Consider the following 19,649-nt stretch of genomic DNA (forward strand, 5'->3'; position numbering starts at 1 on the left):
GCAGCTCAGAACGCGGTGCGGTTGTAAGGCGAAACGACTTTCGGGGGCTGCAGGAATGCCGTCAGGCCCTGAAACCACATCACTTCGCGAAAGTCGCCGCTAATGACCAGATCCTTGTTGCCCAAGCCCCTGAGGAACGCCGCCTGGCTTTCCCTGGCCGAGAGAATCGCGAAGCCTTTGACCGCATCTCTGAAAGTGAGCGTGAACTGGGGGGTGTTCGTCACTCCCGCAAAGGATCGGATGGCGCCATCGCGAATGACGAAGTAGCGACCGCCGCCGGATACCGTCCGGATCTGAAACACCAGCGCCTTGCCCCCGACGTACTTCGCACAGTCGGGGTTGTTCCTGATCTGTCGTTTCAGGAGCTGGTTGAACATCCACAGCAGGAACTTGAACCGGAGCATGGCGAGGTCGTCACTCGCTCAGGAACCGCTCCACGTGGTAAAGAAATCGCTGCGGACGCTGGAACTGCGCTGCGTGGCCCGAGTCCTCGTAGATGAACAACTGGGCGTTCGGCAGGTTGCGGGCCATGTAGAACGAGTTGACCGTCGGGATCATCACGTCGTTAACGCCGTTGAGGATGAAAGTGGGCTGCTGGATGCCACGCAGATAGGCGAACGGATCATCTTCCGAGAGCCTTGGCAGATACAGCATGTTGGCCTCGATCTGTGCTTGGGCGACCTCGGGGGATGACGGGGGGTCCTGGTCGGCGCGTTGATGGCGCCGTTCCCAGAACTCCCTCGCGGCCTGCTCGGCATGTGGCGACCGGCCGAAGAACAGGTAGAGAAAGTCTTCGAATACGGGGACGGGATTGACTGCCGTGCTCAGCACCCGCGGCTCCATGTCGGGGTCGCCACCGCGTGGGCCAGTGCCCAGCAGCATCAGTTTGCGAACCAGTTCGGGATGGCGCCAGGTGAGATCCAGCGCCTGAAAACCGCCCAGCGAAAAGCCCAGAACATCGATCTGCTTCAAGCCCAACGTGCGAACGAAGGCCGCCGCGTCATCAGCCATGTCCTCAATGCGGGTGCGCGGCCGGCCGCCGGACGAAGCAATGCCGCGACCGTTGTAGAGGATGACTTCGCGGCCTTCGGCAAGGCCGTCCGTCATCAACGGGTCCCAATGGTCCATGCCGCCACGAAAGTGCTGCAGAAGCAGTAAAGGCGGCTGCGAGGATTCGGTGTTACCCCAGCGGCGGTAGGCGAATCGCGTACCATCAACATCCGCGAAGCGCGTAGGCGTGGTGATATGCGTGTGAGTCATCGGGTTACCTGTTGAGGGCTGAGCCTGGGTGTCGGTCGATAAGGCATTGCTGGCTTTCGGGTAAGACCGAAGCCGCAGTGGTCAGGCTTCCGGCCGATAGCGATCGGCCGCGTGCGCTTGTCGAATGTCCGACAGGAGCCCCTGGCGCGCGCCATCCAGTGCGTCCCAGCGCCCGGCCACGTGCAGCGGCGGAATGGTGACGAGTTCGCGGCGATCAAAGCCGACCAGCGCCGCATCAACCAGTTCGCCGACTTCCATCACCTCGCTAAGCGTATTGACGTCGATGCCGGCGCGTCCCCAGATCTCCGTGCGGGTCGCCGCCGGAAGCACCGCCTGTACGTAGACGCCCTTAGGCGACAACTCCAGGTTCAGTCCCTGCGACAGGAACAGCACGAAGGCCTTGGTGGCGCCGTAGATCGACATGCCGAACTCGGGCGCGAAACCCACCACCGAGCCGATGTTGACGATCGCGCCAGTACCCGACTGGACAAAGCGCGGAGCGACCGCGGCTGCGAGCCGCGTCAGCGCCGTGGTGTTGAGCGTGATCAGTCGTTCGATGCCCTCAGCGGTCTGCTGCAGGAAGCCGCCCGACTGAGCCATCCCGGCGTTATTGATCAGGATGCCTATGCGAGCGTCGTCGCGCAGGCGAGTCTCGACCGCGGCGAGGTCCCCAGGCTGGGTCAGGTCAGCCTGCAGCACTTCGACGGCAACTCCGCTTTCTTCACGCAGGCGCGCGGCCAGCGTATCGAGGCGGGCCTTGTCGCGTGCAACGAGCACGAGGTCGTGGCCGCGGCGGGCGAAACGTTCGGCGTAGATGGCGCCGATGCCGGAGGAGGCTCCGGTGACGAGAACAGTCGGAAGCGTAGTCATGAGTAATTTCCTTTGCAAAGGTGGTTTGGACGCCGGAGCAAGCAGCGCGCGCCTCAAGCGGTGATGGTTGGGTAATCGGTGTAGCCCGCGGCACCGCCACCATAGAGCGTGGCGAAATCGGGCTGGGCCAGCGGGGCGCCGGTCTTTAGGCGTTCGACCAGATCGGGATTGCTGATGAAGGCACGACCGAAGGCGAACAGGTCTGCGTTGCCCTCGTTGAGCCTGGCGGTGGCGAGTTCCAGGTCGTAGCCGTTGTTGGCCAGGTAGGTTTGCGTGAACCGCTGCCGCAGCGCGTCGTAGTCAAACGGTGCGACGTCGCGCGGGCCGCCGGTCGCGCCCTCGACCACGTGCAGGTAGACGATGCCCTGCGCGCTGAGCTGCCCGGCGATGTAGTCGTATTGCGGCTGAGGGTCGCTGCTCGAGATGCCGTTTGCCGGTGACACAGGAGAAATGCGCACGCCGGTGCGATCGGCACCAATTTCTTCCACCACTGCCGAGACGACTTCCAGCAACAGGCGCGCGCGGTTCTCGATCGAGCCGCCGTAGGCGTCAGTGCGCTGGTTGGCCCCGTCCTTGATGAACTGCTCCAGCAGATAGCCGTTGGCCCCGTGGATTTCGACGCCGTCGAAGCCGGCCGCAATAGCGTTGGCCGCAGCCTGGCGGAAATCGTTCACGATGCCCGGCAATTCGGCGAGCGCCAGCGCACGTGGCTGGGATACATCGACAAATCCGTTGTTGACGAAGGTTTTTGTCTCCGCGCGGATCGCCGAAGGCGCGACCGGCGCAGCGCCGCCAGGCTGGACATCGACGTGCGAAACGCGTCCGACGTGCCAGAGTTGCGCGAAGATGTGCCCGCCCTTGGCGTGCACGGCCTCAGTGACCTTGCGCCAGCCAGCAATTTGCTCGGGCGTGTATAGGCCCGGCGTGTCCTGATAGCCCTGAGCCTGGGCCGACACCTGAGTGGCCTCCGTGATGATGAGGCCAGCTGAAGCGCGCTGGGCGTAGTAGGTCGCAGCCAGTTCGCTGGGCACTAGCCCCGCGCCTGCGCGATTGCGGGTCAGCGGCGCCATGACAAAGCGATTGGCAAGCCTCAGGCGGCCAAGGGCGTAGGGCTCGAAAAGTGTCTTGTCGATCATGTTGCGTCAGCTTCCGGGGTTGGGAACGGGATCAATGATGACGACCGTAATCTAATGTGTCAAGGTTTTGATGATGGTCGACATCAATGTATAATGAGGCCTTCGCAAACATGCGTTCACAGTGGTCAAGAAATGAAGATCACCAAGGCACAGGCGCAGGCCAACCGGGAACACGTCGTCGAGACGGCGTCGGAGTTGTTTCGGGAGCGCGGCTACGATGGGGTTGGCGTTGCCGATCTGATGGCTGCCGCCGGCTTTACCCACGGCGGCTTCTACAAGCAGTTCCGCTCCAAGGCCGATCTGATGGCGGAATCGGCGGCCTGCGGTATCGCGCAGACCGTGGTGCTGAGCGCGGGTGTGGAAGCCCCTGCGTTTGTGCGGTACTACCTTTCTCGCGAGCACCGCGACACCCGCGCGACCGGTTGCACGATGGCCGCACTGTGCGGGGATGCCGTGCGTCAGCCGGAAGCAGTTCGTGCCGCGTTTGCGGCCGGCATCGAGAGCCTGCTGGCTGTGCTGAGCGCCGAGGGCAGTGCGTTGGACGGTGTGGACACAGCCCAGGCGCGAGCCAGGTCCCTCGACATACTGGCGCACGCGGTCGGTGCCATTGTCATGTCGCGCGCCTGCCCGGACGATTCGCCGCTGGCCGACGAAATCCTTGCGGTTTGCCGCGACGAAATTCTGGCGTCAATGAGCCCGTCGGCGACCGCGGGCGAACCTACGCGCAATCACGGTAGCGGAGCGTCGGCAAGGCCGGAGTGACTCAGTTACCGGTGGCAAACCGAATTTCCGAGAGTCGGCTGCGAAACTACGCAAAGCAGGCGGGAGCACAACATCGCGAGCGGCGGCGATCTTGCGCGTTTCCCAAAACGATAAGCCGAACTGGGCGTGCAAATCATTCAAGCTGCACGGACGGTCAACGTCTCAGGATCCCCGATAGTTTTCGTCGCGCATACGGGCGATACAGTAGTTGTTCGCATGGGTGGCAATTGGGCAATTGGGCAATTGGACCATTTGACCATTTGACCATTTGACCATTTGACCATTTGACCGTGCGCGCGCTTTCACCAGGCTCCGTGTGCGGGGCAACACGCGCCGCTAACTTGCCCGCGAATGACGGTAGGCAACAATGACTGATCCACTCGAACATCTGCCTTTGTAGTCTCCGCTAGCTCGACCGATCGCTAAGGGTCGGAAGGAGGCGGCCGCCGTCCGCGTCCCCGCCGAGGACCGTAACCGGCCGCCCGACACGGGGTAGGTCACCCTGTTCGATAGTCGACCGGTTGAATCCGCAGCCGTGAACGGCCAGAATCCGACGCTCAGCCGGATTTTCGTCGCGGCCGGTCACGCGCGAATAGCGGCCAAAGGGGTAAGCCAGCATTGATCGACGCTCGCCAGCGCCGAGGCGTGGAGAGCGCTGCGGGTTGCTCGCCTTGAACGCCGCATCGTCCGGCGACTTTCGTCGGCTGTCGAACCCCCTGGTCTAGGGATAAATGGTTTCGCCGCGATTGAGCATGCCGATGAACTCCTCGATCTTGCGTCCCCGTGTCGCGGGCTTTTTGGCATTCTGTATCCGAAACAGGATGGCGTAGCGGTTTCGGCCGTTCAGCGTCGCAAAGAAGGCGCTGGCCTTGGGATTGGCATCCAGTGCGGCTTGCAGGTCGTCCGGCACGGCCGAGTTGCTGGCCGACGTATAGGCAGCCTCCCAGCGGCCATCCTCTTTGGCCTTCTCGATTTCTCGCATGCCCGAAGGCAGCATTCTGCCTGCGGCGATCAGCGCTTCGGCCCGGTCTTTGTTGAGCTTGGACCAGATACTTTTTGCGGCGCGTCGAGTGAAGCGTTGCAACCAGTATTCTTCACTTTCAGTCTGTTTTTGACCATCGATCCAGCCATGACAAAGGGCACTTTCCAGCGCCCGTTCATAAGTCAAGGTTGACTGCCCGGCGCCCTTTTTGGCAAGGCGCAGCCATATCCCGGTCGAGGTACCGCCGTTTTGCGCCAACCAGTTTTCCCATTCATTCTGGTCAAGGAATGTCAGACGAGGCTCAGTCATCGAGGATCCGTATGGTTGCATTCAGGCAGCGAAGCCTTTCGTTCACTGAAACCTCGCAGATTACCGATTTGCGCGGATTTTGGAATACCCGATTCATCGACAACTCAGCGTGTATCCATCGGAGGAAAGATGGAGGTCTTTCCTGGCGGACCATCCAGTTGACCGGCTTCCCGCCAACATCGGCTATTGCCATCGGGGCCCGGCGACGCCGGTAGGGGTCGAGTACCGGCCGCCCGACACGGGGTAGGTCACCCTGTTCGATAATCGGCTGCGGGCGGCCGTTCACGGCCATTTTCGGCCGTTCGCGCAGGCTCGCTTTAACCCCCGAAGTTGGGCCGAACCGGACCTTCGGCGGGCAGAGGCCGGACGCCGCTCATCGGTCGAACCGGCCGCTCCCCTTTTTCGAAAGGTGAGTGGCGGAATGTCCGCTTCCCAGCTACACGAATGAGTACTCTCGACTCAAAGTGGTCGTCGAGCCTTTCTAAGGCAAATATTCAACGTTCCTGTTCAGGACGCGGTTCTATCGCGCAGTTTCTCCTGTACTTTTCACTACCTGCTCAGTTGATGTGCCGGAGTAATAATCCGTCGGTGTAGCAAAATACTCCATTATGTTTGTTCGAACAATAATTTTGAATTGATTCGAAACCCAAGAATCTGCCACCGGTCCCCACGCTTGATTAGCGTGATGTTAATCTCCGCGGGGCCTCTCTCGAAGTCTCCACGCCCAGTGTAGGTAGCCGTGATGACCTTCCCTTGCTGGGAGGTGACGGAAATAGTCGCATGCCCTTTGCATCCCTTGTACTCCTTGAGCTTGCCAAGCATTCGGAACCAGCCAAAAAGTTTCCCCAGGTCTCTACCATTTGTGGCAGACATGAACTCGGGGCTTGCACGACTTATCAACTTGTCGGCATCCCAGCCGGAGACAACTGCAAGTATGGACTCATTCGCGAACTCCTGACTTTCTTTATCCAGTGCGCTGCCTTTGACTGCAAGAATCGAAATCCCCACCGCGGCTGCGACTGCAATAGCGAGGAGCGTACCTCCGAGAACCATCAGCACCTTCTTCATGAGACGCCTCCTACGTACCCGGGGGGGTATCAGCCTTTGGGTCGAGTTACGCAGCCGATGCTAGGATCGGCCTTCTTCTCGTGGCACTCGTCGCCGGAGTCGCAGGACACTCTCTCACGCCCTCCAAAATCGCCATTACAGGCCGGTTCGGCGCAATTAGAGGCCAGACGCCAGTGCCTCCTTGAGATTTCGCTTCGCCGCATCATTGCCCTGCTGCGCAGATTTGCGGAACCATTGAATTGCCAACGCCTTATCCCGTGGCACGGTAATCCCGTGCCAATAGAACGTCCCGATCTCGTTCTGTGAGAATGCATCGCCAAGGTTTGCCGCCTTCATGTAATCCACCAACGCACTATCAAGCCGCTTCAATTGCGCATAACAAACGCCCCTGTTTGCGAGAGCGTATGTATTATTTGGCTTGATTTCCAGCAGCCTCGATAAATGTGGCACCGCCACGCTGTATTTACCTTGCCGGATCAGTACCCAGCTAATCCGACTGATAATGTCAGGATCATCCGGCAATACTGCCAGCGCTTCCTCGTATTTCCGCTGCGCGCCCACGTAGTCGTGTTCCCATTCTAGTTTCCACGCGACGTCAGCAGTAACTGCCGCCTCAAGTTCCCGTACTTTCTCGACGGGCAAGCCCGCGCCTTTACATTCCCTGACAAAGCTCGACATCTCCTCGGCACTGCCACCCCATCTCGCCTGGAGCGTGAACAAGTACTTCCTCCTAACAATGAAATTCCTAGGAGCTTTCTCATTGGCCAAATCAAGTAGTCTTCGATTCATTCTTATTAGGCCATAGTTCTTTCCGATATCCATTGCGTGCAGGTAACTGAGAATCGGCTTATCGGTTAGATTCGCGGAGTCCAGTAAATCTTGTATGGATTTTTTAAAATTGGCATCCATCCCTGTAAATTGCTCGTCGCTCGTTTTGTCCGTAAAATTATCGCCACGAGCCTCAAATCCAACGTATTTATAATAAATTCCTCTTGCTAAGCGAGCCGCATATGACTTTGGGTATTTTTCAATCCACTCAATGAGTTTCGGCTCCACGGTGCGGTCCGTGATATAGAATGAACGAAAAGCCGCCAACAATTGCTCATCACCAATCGTGCCGCGTTCGTACGCTCGCTGAGTTTCGCTCATCTCACGATCCAATTGAGTATATTGGCTAGCCAATAGCATTCCGAGAAGTCTCGATTTATCGCTTTCAATGGCCTCTGCCCACGCACCGTTCTCCGTGGCTAATATGGCAAGGATTCCAAGCAAGATAATAATCCGCTTAATCATTTTAATCCCTTCGATCAAATGGCTTATTTTTTCACATTAGTGGCCGAGCGCTACATATACACGCCATCGCTCTACTTTTAACCGAGCCTCGCACCTTATACAAATTGCATCTGCAAGATCATCAACCGACTAAGGGGCAACATGCGCGGTATTCAGATCAGCATCGGTGCGGAAGCAGACATTCCAAGCGCGAACCCTTCCAATCAATTCTGTTCCTGTCATAACGTGCGCCCCTGGCCGAAAAGGGCATTTCGGGGCTCTTCAAAGCGGACCCTCCGGATAGGCTAGGAAGTCAAGCCTATGTACGACGGCTTTGGCCGCCGTTGATCGGTAGTTGGGCGCGCCAGGTGCGAACGGCCGCAATGGGTCGTAAGGCGCCGGTCGGCTCCTCTCAACTTGGTCGTCATGACGTTTGGACTTGAGCAGCCGGTTGCTCCCCTACGGCTGACCTTGCACAACGGCCCGAACCGGCACCTACAGGCTACCCAGCCTCAGCCGGAGCCACGAGAGGTAGATCTTCCGCGGTCAGGGACTTTCACCCTCTACTCCTTGCCGGTTAGCCGGCAAACACTGTATATTTATACAGTTGTCGTCACATCCCAGAAAAGCTGGCTCCTGAAGTCATGCCCGTGTGGCGCCTGCGCTTTCTTTCCTTCACCTCGAAAGGCAATTATGTTTGTGGACCGCACCGAAATCATCAACGCCGCCAAGGCATTGCGCGCCAGCCAGGAAGAGTCCAGATACAGCAAGCTCGTCGCGCTCGCGAACAAGCAACTCAAGACAATGCAAACGGCAATCCAGAGGGGCAAGGAAGAATTCGAGACCAGACTAGTACTCGACATCAACGAAGACAATCCGCAAGCAGCGCTGGAACCGCGCGCGCAACGGCTAGCCGACGACCTCAGAGGGCAGGGCTACACCGCAACGGTGACCACGTTTGCCGAGGTCAGCACCGACCGCAAGAACTGGACGCCGAATATCACGGTCGTCATCGGTCTGGGCGACATGGTTTCCGAAGACGACAACGCGATAGCGGAAAGCACGGTGTCCGACGAGACGGAAGTCGCGCTGGCTCGCGAAGCTGCCAGTGAAATGGCCTGACAGCAGGCGGGCAATCCGAGATAAGGACCGGCATCACGAAGCTTCGCGCACGGTCGCGTGCGTGATGGCTTTTCCAACAAGGGAAATCTGCACGCGGTCGCCGCTGGTGCCGGCAAGTGCCTTCCCAGGTAGATCGAAAGCCGAGACCAGCCATGAGCGGACATGCACGGGTTAATTTCAGATGACACCGAGCCGAAGACAAGCAACTGGTAGGTCACCGGTTCAACGCGTATCAACCTCTACAGCGACGATCGGACATTGCGTCAGTCCAGCGTGAAGTGCCGGATGGCGGGATGCCGTCCTGATCCTTTCGCAGGCGCCAGCACGCGGTCACCTATTCAGGTTATTTTCGGGCGTCATCGAACCACCTACTCTCCAGCAGACGCAAGGGGCGTCGCACAATGCGCCCGCCAAAGGCTTGCGACGCTAAAGAAAGGAAGGGCGATGAATGCCTATCCGGCTCCCGCAGACGCGAGTGCAATCACGCCATCTTGTGCCCTGCAGGGCGCGATTGCGATCGCTGCATTTGCCTCGAACGCACTACTGTGCCGCGTCGCACTGTTCAACTACTGCATCGACGCAGCGACTTTCTCCGATATCCGACTGCTGGCCGGAGGCGCGACGTTACTGGTCGTGACGAAGCTGAGACCGGAGTATGCTCCGCAGCCCAGTCCTGACCCTGACTGGATCTCGGCTACGGCGCTGGGGATTTTCGTGATCCTGTTCTCATTGTCGTATCTATCCCTCGGCGTCAGTTCCGGTGCGCTCGTGTTGTTCGGGACGGTACAACTGACGATATTTGTTGCCTGTCTCCTCAAAGGAGAACGCTTCCACCGCGTGGCGCTGATTGGCTATCTCCTGGCTATTGCCGGACTGTTATGCCTGACCACGCCCGGCGTCGGCGTTCCGCGAGTCTCCGGCTTGCTTATGATGGTTGGGGCAGGCGTGGCATGGGGGATCTATACCTTGCGAGGTAGGCGATCCGCAAGTCCACTCTCGGCAACGGCAGGAAACTTCCTGCGCGCGACCCCGATCTGCATCGTCCTCGGTTGGATGCTTAACGGCGATGCCCATGCGAGCGTAGCCGGAGTTGCCCTCGCTGTGGCGTCAGGCGCCGTGACATCTGCTATCGGCTTTGTCGTGTGGGGGTCGGTAATCCGAAAACTGCCAGCAATGTCCGCGGCCGCCATCCAACTACTGGTGCCGCCCGTTGCGGCGCTCGGCGGCGTTCTGTTCCTGCAGGAACCGGTGAGTACGCGCCTTGTTGTCAGTTTCGTTGCCGTCCTGCTCGGCATCTGGCTGGCAGCGTCGGTTGGTGCCAGGCACAGGGTCAAGGCTCGATGTTAGTGATGCCTCCTTGGAGAAGATGCATTCTGCGCTTTCGTTGAGGCAGTCATTCAGTTTGCGGGCCGGCTTGGCTCGCCGCAGCCCATCTACGAGTCAGGTGTCACGATGAAAGCAGCAATTGGTTTCGCCTTCGCGTGCTGGCTGTCGGGTGCAATCCTGATTCTCGTGGATTCTACGGCCGCAATTGCGCTGAGCGGCGCGCTGGCCCTGGCGGGGTTGGATCTGTTCGCACCTTAGCCGAGCCGCTCCAATCCTCCGTACGATCCGCGCTGAGACTCTTGCGCAGACCGCTTGTGACAGGGCGAACTCAATGCCAGGCTACTACGCTCAATTGCCCGCAACGCCGCCGCGTCTGCAATTCGCTATCGCAACTTGCCGAGCCACAGCGCGGTGAGCGTCGAGCGATTCCGGACGTTGAATTTTGTGTAGATCGACTTGATATGGACATGAGTCGTGTTCGGACTCTGCTCGAGTTTCTGCGCGATCTGCTTTTCCGTCAGTCCGTCGAGTAGCCCCAGCAGCACCCTTCGCTCGGCCGACGTCAGCGAAGCATCGGCGATGAGCAGGCCGTGGCTGAGCAGTTGCTGCCGATAGTACCATCTCAGCCCATGCATCACGAAGCCCAGAAGCTCGAGATCCGGCGCAGAGAAGCGGGGGGCTTGCAGATCGCGAAACACGAAAAGATGAATTCGCACATCATCGTTGAGCGAACAACGCACCTGGATGCTGTCGGCGTGACCGACTTCAAGGTAGTGGCGGCGATAGTGGGCACCTTCAAACCATTCGGCGGGCATCGCCTCGAAGAGCAGGTTGGCGCGGAACGGCTCGTTCCCCGACGCGGCCACGACATGTGACGAATCGACGTTGCCGGACCATAGCGTGTCGAACTGCTCCTGCACGGAAGCGACCATCGCGGGTACAGGATGCAGGAGCCGAACCAGGCGTGGACGCCAGCCGAACAGGGGATCCTTTCGCGCGAGCGAAGGTAATCGCACAACTACAGCCCAAAGTGCATTCTGTGCCGTGACCATCGCACAGAGCGTGGTTAGTAAATGGGTCAGCGCGGCATCGGCTTCGCCTGCGGAGAACTCGGCGAGCCGGTCCCAGAGTGCAAAGACGTCATCGCGGTGCGATTGGTTGGCGAAATCCGAGAGTGGATGCATGTCGTCCCCAGGAAGAACGGGCGAATCACCAATCTTCGGTGATCTTGGGCTCGCCTGGCAATAGCCTTGGTGCGGAAGCCCTGCTCCCCGGGCGTGGCGTTCAGTTGCCGAATGCAGAGTTCCCGTCTGACGATCCGGCAGGAATCGCCCCGGTTTGCGCTTGGCTCCAGCGCAAACCGGGGCGTGCCGGTGCAGGATGCAGTGCTTCTCGATCGGACGTGGGGTGCCTTATATTTCACATCTGGTGTGGCCCGGCCGGTTCCGGGTTTCGGCCACCTACTGTGGTCGTCAGCGTCCGGCCATCTACGGCCAGTGGCCGGCACATCGATCTGACATCCGAGCGTCGCCTACGCTCGGACAATGGTCATTCGCGCGTCAACCGCGCAGGGGGCACAGGATGTTCCCCAACAACGATTATCCCTTCGAGTGCCGCATGCTTTCCTGTGCACATTGTCCCAGCCGCCGAATATGCTGAGCTAAAATCTCATACTCTTCGCACCCCGTTTTCCCACTGATGAATCCTGGACCGCCTGACGTTCTGAGCCGCATCCTTTCCGCATGCAAGGCCGAGCGCGCCTTGACGGCGAGCTTCCGGCTCCACGCACCGTGGGCGTTGCACTCGGGCGGGACCGAAGGCGCACTGATCCGCGTGTGTACTGGACGCGGGTACTGGATCCAAACCGATGGCGGCATGCCTGTTGAGATTCGTCCTCGCGATATCGTAATGCTGCCGCGCGGCACCTCGCATACGTTGTCATCGATGCGCTGCCCCGGTAACAGCGTAGTGCCCATCGGCGAACTGCTGCAGGCGCACATGGTCGGCCGCCACGGTGATCACCCGATTGAACTGACGTACGGCACTGACAGCGCAGGCAGCGCGGACGACCCGCCCACGCAACTGTATTCGCTGCACCTGTGGATGCCTGCGCCTGACGTAGGCACCATCCCGGCGGAACTGCCACCGCTGATCGTCCTGCGTAGCGACACGTTTGCGCTAGCGCACACGCTGGCAACCACGATGGAACTGCTGGCGCATGACTCGCTTGCCCAGCGTCCGGGCTGGCGTTTGTCCGCGGCACGCATGGGCGACCTGCTGCTCGTGCATATCCTGGGCGAGTACCTGCGTACCCCGGCGACCGCGCGGAAGGACACACCGAACGTCCTCGACGACCCCGGCATCGCACGCGCAATCGCCGCCATGCAGGAGGCGCCGCAGCGCGACTGGAGCGTCCCCCAGCTCGCCGCCGTTGCGTACCTGTCGCGCACAGTGTTTACTGAGCGCTTTCGCACGCTGGTCGGGGTGCCTCCCATGCAATACCTGTGCGCCTATCGCATGAACCTCGCCACCGAACGGCTGCGCCAACCGCGTGCACGGATCGGCGATGTCGCTGAAGCAGTTGGCTATGCTTCAGAGAAGGCCTTCTCACGCGCGTTCCAACGCTGGATTGGCGTGTCGCCCACACAATACCAGTGCGACGCCTCGGCGCCCTGACGCTGGCCGCGCCGCAGCAGGCAGCACGCCAGACGCTGCAGATCCGGACGTTCGGTGCCCGAATCCGGCGTTCCGGAGGTTGAGGCCGGCATGCAAGCTCCCCAATAATTCCGTTCACTGGCTCGCGCCAGCGGACAAGGAGAGTGGGGCATGAAGCAAGTGGAACACGCGCTGGTCGTGGGCGGCGGCATCGCCGGCTGTTCGGCAGCCATTGCGCTGGCACAGGCCGGCGTGCGGGTAACGATGCTGGAGAAACAGCAGGAATGGAGATTCCAGAGTTCTGGCATCTTCATCTATCACAACGGACTTGCAGCGCTCGGCAGCCTCGGGGTGCTGCCGCAGATTCTTTCAAGCGGCTTTTCCATTGCCGATGGGCGCAACATCTATCTGGACCAGCGCGGCAACCCGATCGTCGATACGTTCTATCCGTCCCGGCATCCGGACATCCCGCCGATCGTCGGCATTCGCCGGGCCGAGTTGCATCGCGTCCTTGCCGGCCGGCTCGATGCGCTGGGCGTCGATATCCGCCTGGGCACCAAGGCCGTTCGGATCGACCAGGACGCAGCCGACCACGTCAACGTCGCGCTATCCGATGACACCACGGGTCAATACGACCTCGTGGTGGGGGCGGACGGCATTCGGTCAGACATCCGCCGCCTGGTCGCCGGCTCGCTGGAGCCGGCCTACACCGGGCTCGGCGTCTGGCGCAGCGTGCATGCGCGCCCGAAAGACCTCACCGCCAAGGTCATGATGATGGGCACCGGCAAGCGGCTCGGCATCATGCCGATCAGCGACGACCAGCTATACCTGTTCGGCACGCTGCCCGAGCCGGCCGGCACGTGGTACGACCGTGCCGACTGGCCGGCACTGATGCAAGCCCGCTTTGCGGAGTTCGGCGGCCCAGCGCGCCGGTTCCTCGATGCGCTCTCGCCCGGCGCCGAGGTGCTCTACACTGCCGTCGAGGAAGTAGCCGCACCGCTACCGTGGCACCGCGGCCGTGTGATCATGATCGGTGACGCCGCACACGCTTCCACCCCCTTCATGGGACAAGGCGGCGCGATGGCACTCGAAGACGCGGTGCTCCTGGCGCAGATGCTGTCGCGCGGGGCCGACGTGGAGGCCACGCTGCAGGCCTTCGGCGAAGCACGCTATCCCTTGTGCAAATTCGTGCAGGACACCTCGCGCAAGGTTGGCGAGGCCGGCGCCCGGGAGGACGCCACCCTCCTGACGGCGCGCAACGAGACGATGCTGCGCACCGCACAGCGGCATGTGGATGACTTCTACGCGCGGATGGACGCGCTACGTCATCAATCGCCTGCGGCGCAGCGCGGCTGAAAGGCGGGGTACAGGCGCCCCTCCCCACGAGCAGACTAGAGCTGCTCGCCGTCCTCGCGATAGTGGTCGACGAACTCGCTCAGTTCGTCGAGGTGGCGCATATCTCCGAATATTTACCCGCCAGTCGCTAGCGGAGGCACGGCAGGAAAGTACCTTCCGTGTGAAAGCAAGGGCAGGGCGAACGGCGGCATTCATGGCTGCGGGGTGATGCTGCGCGTGGCCGCTGGGGCCGAACACTTGCCGGCCAATATCTCCGAACAGATGTCCGTTGCACCTCGGAAGCCGCCATTGGGACTGCTCGGGCCGAACGGCGGCAGTGGGTCGAGCGGAGACCCTCGAATGCCCTCCGGACAGCCACCGACGACTTGCGGTCCAGGCGGTACTTCGTCACCGACTGAATACCAACATGCTGCGGGCGCTTGTGTCGCGCCAGCGCCGAGTTGATGTCCTACCCAGATTCGGCGGGTGAGAAGGCCTATGGGTTTTGCTTACCCTGCGCAGGATCGTAGGCCCAACGCCGAGGATTGGACGTCAGCCCGCGCACGCCCCGTCGCGTAGTCCTTCAGTGCCGACCGCCCCGTCACCCTTGCCGGGTGCATGCCATATTCCACAGCGTCTCCGAACGGGTTCCCGTACGGCAGTACGCAAGTATGGGCTTCGGCAGCTCCGCCATGAGTACACCGAAGGCTGCTGCAGCTTCGACGGTGACACCCCCCGATTTTACGGGCAGGTAGTGCGCGGCCATGCCAAGCGAACTGGCCACCTCCGCGATTTTCGCGAACTGGACCTGGCCGGCAGCCTCTCCATCGTGCCGGTTGCAGACGATGGAAAGGAACCCGACCGCATGCGCCGCCCGTACGTCGGCTCCGCTTAACTGTGGCGCCACGCTCACGTCGTTCGAGAGCTGCTTGATCAGCATGTCCTGTCGGCCCTTGCCCACTTCCATACAGCGCTCTATGGCTTTGCGGAAGCAGTCGACTGCAAAATCCACGTCTGCCAACGTTGTAAAGCGTCCAAGGCTCAGGCGGACTGTGCGCTCCGCGGAATCTTCACCCAGGCCGACGCAAGTCAGCACGTGAGACGGTTTGCCAGCCGCCGAATTGCAGGCAGACGTTGAGGAGATGGCCAGATCGTCGGTCAACATGGACGGGAGGAAATTGGGCAGTTCCACGGTCAGACTGAGTGTGTGCGGAATGCGGGCCGCGGAACTGGCGTTCTGCGTGACGGCGCCTGACGCGCGCACACCACTCAGCAAGCGCTCGCTCAGTTGCGCGATGCGCTCGTTGTCCGACGCCATTTCAGTACGCGCCAGTTCGCAAGCCGTTCCCATGCCGACAATCTGGTGCGTGGCAAGGGTGCCAGATCGCAGGCCCTGCTCATGTCCGCCGCCGTGCATCTGGCAGGCAATACGCGGTGCCACTTCGCGACTCACATAGAGCGCGCCGATGCCTTTCGGGCCATAGAACTTGTGTGCCGACATCGACAGCAGGTCTATACCCATCGCCTTTACGTCAATCGCGGTCTTGCCAGCAGCCTGCGCCGCGTCCACGTGAAGCAGAGCGCCAGCGGCGTGAACAATCTGCGAGATCTCAGCAATATTGGTGAGGGTGCCGATCTCGTTGTTCACCATCATCAACGAAACGAGGCCCGTGTGATTGCTGCAGGCCGCTTTAACAGCGGCCGGCGAAATCTCGCCAGCCGGATTCGGCAAGAGGTAGGAAACGGAAACGTCAAGTCGCTCAAGGTGCGACGCGGTGTCCAGAATTGCCTTGTGCTCAAGCTTGCTGGTAACCAAATGGCGGCGCGTCGGCTCGTGGTCGAAAAAACCCTTGAGCGCTAGGTTGTTCGACTCTGTCGCACCGGACGTCCAGACAATCTCGGATGGCTCTGCACCAATGAGAGCGGCTACCTGAGCGCGAGCCTCCTCGACTACATCCCTTGCCTTCAGCCCTGCAGCGTGGGAGTTCGACGCAGGGTTTCCGAAGACGCCGGCGGCCCCCAAGCAGCCGAACATCGCCTCCATGACACGAGGGTCCGCCGGTGTGGTTGCAGCGTAATCGAAGTACCGCAGAGTGTCCGTGCTCATCATTCATCCTTCAGAAGGGTAGAAATGCTACGACGAACGCACTGAAAGTTGCTTCCAAAATCCATCACCGAGAGGGGAATGTGTAGCATTCAATGCTACTGAATGCGCACTATGTAGAATATTTTCGCGTACGCGGTCTGGCCGCACGGGCTGACTTAATAACCGTAGCGGGCAAGACCGGCCATTCGCAGTGAGGCCGCCGACTGACTCGGAAGGATCGGTCACCGCCCTTCGCCGTCCGGCGCCGGTGTCAGCGCCGTGGCCAGCACTTCCGCACGGTGGCCTCGCTGCGCGTGAACCAGTGCAAAGCTCAACGCTTCGCCGACTCGCTCGCACTTTTTTAACGCGCGTTGGGCTACTACTGGGCAATGACCGCCCGGTCCCGGGCGCACTCCAATTCTGTCGCGGATTGGGACCACAGTTCCACCAAGCTGCCCGCCCACGGCACCTGTGCCTGCGGCCCCGCTTCCGATCGCGCCTGCCTTGTCCGGGCTAGGGTCACTGCCCGAAGGCTGCCGACGAATTCGTTGGCAACGTCTGTTTGTGCCATGTATGCGCCTAAAACGACACTCATACTGGCCAACCTTGGAGACGGCAAGCAATCACTAGACGCGCGGAAGGGCTGGGAGTAGGATTAAATCCTACTCGATGGAGCGCGCTATGGCCCGAACTACTCAACAGATGAGCGTCACATTGCCTACTGAAATGGCCCAAACCGTGAAGGAAAAGGTGCGCAGCGGCGAATATGCCAGCGAAAGCGAAGTCATCCGTGAGGGGCTTCGCGCACTCAATGCGCGCGACCGAGCCGTTGAAGCATGGCTACACAACCAAGTGGGGCCGGCCTATGACGCGCTCAAAGCCGACCCGTCCAGGGCCAGGTCGGCTGACCAAGTTCGTGCACGCGTAGCTGCGGCATTGGCCCAAGCGACAAAGGCATGAAGGTCTATAAAGGCATTTTTAGCACGGAGTTTGAAGAACAACTCGCGGACCAGGCCCTTCACATTGCATTGGAAGCGTCATCAACGGTCGTGGCACAACAGTATGCCGATGCCATTACCGCTTACTGCGAGAGCTTGTGCAATTTCCCGCATCGCGGCACGAAGCGTGACGATATCCGAGTTGGCCTTCGCATTACTCATTACAGAGGTAGCGCCGTGATCGCTTTTGGCGTCGACGATGACGCAGCCGAAGTTGCCTTCATCGGTGTGTTCTTCGGGGGACAGGACTATGAGAGTGCCCTGCGAGACGATGCATGAGCCTTCGCCCACTCACTGAAGCCCGCTTCGGCGGGATTTTTTTTACCGTTACCTGGCGCAAAGGATCGCTGACCTGCTGGCCGTGCCTGGCGCCGACGAGATTGAACTCGAAATCCCTCGGCATCCTGAACGTGCTCGTTCTGCGGATCTTGACTGATCCCATGACGCGGAAAATTGGGGGCGAGATGGCGACCATGAGTTATTTTGTGACCGCATGGGGCGGGCTTCGTGGGTGAACTTTGCCTCCTCTTCGACCGATGGCTCTTCCCGGCCAGGAACGGCCTTCGGACATCGCCGCCCAAATCGTTGACAATCAGGTCCGGCACCAGGCGGTAGGACAGGTTTGACGGCGACCGCGAGTGGGTCGCCGGGTGCACAATAAGCGAAAGATCGAGGCTAAAACCCGGGAGCTGGCCTCCAATGAATAGATGGCGGAAATGGACCACCGTTCAGGAAGGCTAGAAATATTTCCGCTACTTGGTCGGACATGAACCATTCATCCGACCGCATGGAAATGTTGCCCGCACCGAAAACTAGAATTGTGCCGTCCGGACGAACTGGACTGGGCTTGTCATGGAATGCCCTCCACCGCCTTTCCCCGTCAACTTCGAAATGCTCAATCATGCAGGAGACTCCGCCACCTGCAACCTGAACATAGTTGCCTGCATCATCTGTCAAAGACGCATAGGAAGACAGTCCATAGCTTCGCAACGACTTTATCGCACGGCCGATCTGAGCCGGCGCGGGCGCGAGGATGCCGACTTTACCCTCAATCTCGAATTTCATTCGCCGATTTACTTCCATACAAGTGGGCCACGGTTGGCATCCTACCAGCGCGTTGGCCGCAAAATGTTGAACGGCCGTTATCAGCAAATTCGATGAGCTGCTCAGGGTCGGCAGGAGACGACCGCCGTCCGCGTCCCCACCGAGGACCTTGACCGGCCGTCAGCGGCCGGTCAAGGTTGTCATTCCCCTCGAGTAATGGCACGATGCGGACATAGTGAACGATTTTTCTATAAGTCGAATCATGTCGCTATCGACCAACGCAAGACCTTATCTTGCACTGACACTTCTTGGCGTCCTACTCGCTGTGGGAGCTGCGTCAGAAATCTATGGCAGAGCCTCAATTAACGTAGTAGGCCAAGTAGCGACTGATGAAACGAGGTGCCAGGAACCGCAGCATAACCGTTGCGTGACCAGCTATGTCCTCAGGGCGGTAGATGGTTCGACCACAGCATACAGCGCTGGCCCTACCGACCATTCATTACGACGCTACCTTCCTGTAGAAACCACCATTGAAAAACACCGGTGGCAACTCACGTACCGAGTCAACGGTGTCGAGGTCGACGACTTTCCAATATTATTCTACTGTGGCCTTTTCTGGTCAGGGGTAGGCGCATTTGCATGGGGTCTCTACCTCCATAAGAAATGGCCGGCCTAATTCAAACTCTGAACGACCGCCTTGGAGTAATGCGACCCACTCCTAGGGGTCGGAAGCGGGCAACCAAAGCAGCATCCGATGGCGATCAAGCTGTCGAACAGTCGGGTGACCGCGAACCGCAGTGCACCACGCGTCAGACTTGTCTGATTGACAGCAATCAGCCCCTCCCCCAAACTCCCCAAGTCACCGCAAACAACGGCGACCGAGCGTGGAAACTCGAAGGATCCGGGACCCGACCAACCGAGTTCCACGGAGGCGCCATGCCCGCTCGTACTCCCTGCACTGAGCAATCCACTCTTCCTGAAGCCCCGGCGCACCAATTCGCCATCTCCCGCCAATCCCCCCTGATCGCCGATCTGATCGAGTTGACCTATCCGGCCAACGCCGACGACAGGGACCGTATCCGGGCGCAAAATGCCGCCTACCAGCTCGGCACACTCAGTACCACCATCCTCGACGTTACCCAGCAAGGCTGCGCAGAGCTATGGCGCGTAAGCGCCGGGCTCGCGGCTGTGCTGCGCCTGCTGGAGGCCGACGAGGAAGCCGACATGGACACGGTCGGCATTCAGTGCCTGCTGGCCCCGCTGAAGGAGCAACTCGACCAGGCGGTCAGCCGGGTACAGGAAATGCTCTGATCTGCAAGGTGTGAGGGCCGCCAGCAGGCGGCTCTCACGGGATCATCGCTTCACAGCGAGAGGGCCCGGCCAATCAAATCCAGACATCATTCTCCGCCGTGCGCTCCTCTTGC

General features: G+C 60.2%; 20 protein-coding genes. 10 read left to right on the top strand and 10 right to left on the bottom strand.

Annotation, left to right across the window (positions count from 1 at the left end):
• Window positions 1-5: 5 nt before the first annotated feature.
• The 4 genes from AC1RWI_RS01125 to AC1RWI_RS01140 form a co-directional block, all read right to left on the bottom strand.
• Window positions 6-404 (bottom strand): helicase, encoded by a 399-nt coding sequence (locus AC1RWI_RS01125; RefSeq protein ID WP_492863988.1) that lies wholly within the window; start codon window positions 402-404, stop codon window positions 6-8.
• Window positions 405-414: 10 nt separating this feature from the next.
• Entirely contained in the window at window positions 415-1,260 is an 846-nt protein-coding gene (locus tag AC1RWI_RS01130) for an alpha/beta fold hydrolase (protein WP_492863990.1), read from the bottom strand.
• A gap of 81 nt (window positions 1,261-1,341) precedes the next feature.
• Window positions 1,342-2,130, bottom strand: a complete 789-nt coding sequence (locus tag AC1RWI_RS01135) for an SDR family NAD(P)-dependent oxidoreductase (protein ID WP_492863992.1) — start codon at window positions 2,128-2,130, stop codon at window positions 1,342-1,344.
• 53 nt (window positions 2,131-2,183) lie between these two features.
• Window positions 2,184-3,266 (bottom strand): alkene reductase, encoded by a 1,083-nt coding sequence (locus AC1RWI_RS01140; protein WP_492863994.1) that lies wholly within the window; start codon window positions 3,264-3,266, stop codon window positions 2,184-2,186.
• Between the two features lie 132 nt (window positions 3,267-3,398).
• On the opposite strand from AC1RWI_RS01140, the gene AC1RWI_RS01145 reads away from it, so the two are divergent.
• Window positions 3,399-4,028, top strand: coding sequence for a TetR/AcrR family transcriptional regulator (locus tag AC1RWI_RS01145; RefSeq protein WP_043356468.1), 630 nt, complete (start codon window positions 3,399-3,401; stop codon window positions 4,026-4,028).
• A 721-nt stretch (window positions 4,029-4,749) separates the two neighbouring features.
• Here the strand turns inward: AC1RWI_RS01145 and AC1RWI_RS01150 are convergent.
• From AC1RWI_RS01150 to AC1RWI_RS01160, 3 genes are all read right to left on the bottom strand, one after another.
• Window positions 4,750-5,319 carry a YdeI/OmpD-associated family protein gene (locus tag AC1RWI_RS01150; protein ID WP_043356466.1) on the bottom strand — a complete coding sequence of 190 codons (570 nt, stop codon included), beginning with the start codon at window positions 5,317-5,319 and terminating at the stop codon, window positions 4,750-4,752.
• Between the two features lie 606 nt (window positions 5,320-5,925).
• Window positions 5,926-6,387 (bottom strand): hypothetical protein, encoded by a 462-nt coding sequence (locus AC1RWI_RS01155; protein ID WP_492863997.1) that lies wholly within the window; start codon window positions 6,385-6,387, stop codon window positions 5,926-5,928.
• A gap of 156 nt (window positions 6,388-6,543) precedes the next feature.
• Window positions 6,544-7,698 carry a DUF4034 domain-containing protein gene (locus AC1RWI_RS01160; RefSeq protein WP_492863999.1) on the bottom strand — a complete coding sequence of 385 codons (1,155 nt, stop codon included), beginning with the start codon at window positions 7,696-7,698 and terminating at the stop codon, window positions 6,544-6,546.
• 654 nt (window positions 7,699-8,352) lie between these two features.
• Here AC1RWI_RS01160 and AC1RWI_RS01165 point away from each other — a divergent pair.
• The 3 genes from AC1RWI_RS01165 (at window position 8,353) to AC1RWI_RS01175 (ending at window position 10,365) form a co-directional block, all read left to right on the top strand.
• Window positions 8,353-8,781 (top strand): hypothetical protein, encoded by a 429-nt coding sequence (locus tag AC1RWI_RS01165; RefSeq protein WP_492864001.1) that lies wholly within the window; start codon window positions 8,353-8,355, stop codon window positions 8,779-8,781.
• 444 nt (window positions 8,782-9,225) lie between these two features.
• The gene (locus AC1RWI_RS01170; RefSeq protein ID WP_492864003.1) at window positions 9,226-10,128 is read left to right on the top strand and encodes a DMT family transporter; all 903 of its coding nucleotides are present in this window, start codon (window positions 9,226-9,228) and stop codon (window positions 10,126-10,128) included.
• A 105-nt stretch (window positions 10,129-10,233) separates the two neighbouring features.
• Window positions 10,234-10,365 (top strand): hypothetical protein, encoded by a 132-nt coding sequence (locus tag AC1RWI_RS01175; RefSeq protein WP_269083416.1) that lies wholly within the window; start codon window positions 10,234-10,236, stop codon window positions 10,363-10,365.
• 125 nt (window positions 10,366-10,490) lie between these two features.
• Here AC1RWI_RS01175 and AC1RWI_RS01180 read toward each other — a convergent pair whose 3' ends face one another.
• Window positions 10,491-11,291, bottom strand: coding sequence for a helix-turn-helix transcriptional regulator (locus AC1RWI_RS01180; RefSeq protein WP_043356454.1), 801 nt, complete (start codon window positions 11,289-11,291; stop codon window positions 10,491-10,493).
• 514 nt (window positions 11,292-11,805) lie between these two features.
• Here AC1RWI_RS01180 and AC1RWI_RS01185 point away from each other — a divergent pair.
• Window positions 11,806-12,783 carry an AraC family transcriptional regulator gene (locus AC1RWI_RS01185; RefSeq protein WP_492864006.1) on the top strand — a complete coding sequence of 326 codons (978 nt, stop codon included), beginning with the start codon at window positions 11,806-11,808 and terminating at the stop codon, window positions 12,781-12,783.
• Window positions 12,784-12,933: 150 nt separating this feature from the next.
• Window positions 12,934-14,118: an FAD-dependent oxidoreductase gene (locus AC1RWI_RS01190; RefSeq protein ID WP_492864008.1), complete on the top strand. Its 1,185-nt coding sequence runs from the start codon at window positions 12,934-12,936 to the stop codon at window positions 14,116-14,118.
• A gap of 580 nt (window positions 14,119-14,698) precedes the next feature.
• Here AC1RWI_RS01190 and AC1RWI_RS01195 read toward each other — a convergent pair.
• Complete coding sequence (locus AC1RWI_RS01195; RefSeq protein ID WP_492864010.1) at window positions 14,699-16,207, bottom strand: aminotransferase class V-fold PLP-dependent enzyme; 1,509 nt, start codon at window positions 16,205-16,207, stop codon at window positions 14,699-14,701.
• Between the two features lie 657 nt (window positions 16,208-16,864).
• On the opposite strand from AC1RWI_RS01195, the gene AC1RWI_RS01200 reads away from it, so the two are divergent.
• The 3 genes from AC1RWI_RS01200 to AC1RWI_RS01210 are packed head-to-tail and all read left to right on the top strand — an operon-like array spanning window position 16,865 to window position 17,696.
• Window positions 16,865-17,143, top strand: a complete 279-nt coding sequence (locus tag AC1RWI_RS01200; protein WP_492864012.1) for a type II toxin-antitoxin system ParD family antitoxin — start codon at window positions 16,865-16,867, stop codon at window positions 17,141-17,143.
• Complete coding sequence (locus tag AC1RWI_RS01205; protein WP_492864014.1) at window positions 17,140-17,460, top strand: type II toxin-antitoxin system RelE/ParE family toxin; 321 nt, start codon at window positions 17,140-17,142, stop codon at window positions 17,458-17,460. Before AC1RWI_RS01200 ends, AC1RWI_RS01205 begins: the two co-directional genes overlap by 4 nt.
• Complete coding sequence (locus AC1RWI_RS01210; RefSeq protein WP_492864016.1) at window positions 17,457-17,696, top strand: hypothetical protein; 240 nt, start codon at window positions 17,457-17,459, stop codon at window positions 17,694-17,696. Before AC1RWI_RS01205 ends, AC1RWI_RS01210 begins: the two co-directional genes overlap by 4 nt.
• Window positions 17,697-17,856: 160 nt before the next feature.
• On the opposite strand, the gene AC1RWI_RS01215 is transcribed toward AC1RWI_RS01210, so the two are convergent.
• Entirely contained in the window at window positions 17,857-18,246 is a 390-nt protein-coding gene (locus AC1RWI_RS01215; RefSeq protein WP_492864018.1) for a hypothetical protein, read from the bottom strand.
• Window positions 18,247-19,161: 915 nt separating this feature from the next.
• On the opposite strand from AC1RWI_RS01215, the gene AC1RWI_RS01220 reads away from it, so the two are divergent.
• The gene (locus AC1RWI_RS01220; RefSeq protein WP_492864020.1) at window positions 19,162-19,536 is read left to right on the top strand and encodes a DUF1484 family protein; all 375 of its coding nucleotides are present in this window, start codon (window positions 19,162-19,164) and stop codon (window positions 19,534-19,536) included.
• Window positions 19,537-19,649: the final 113 nt, after the last annotated feature.

The sequence above is a fragment of the Cupriavidus sp. MPR-AND1C genome (assembly GCF_058809705.1).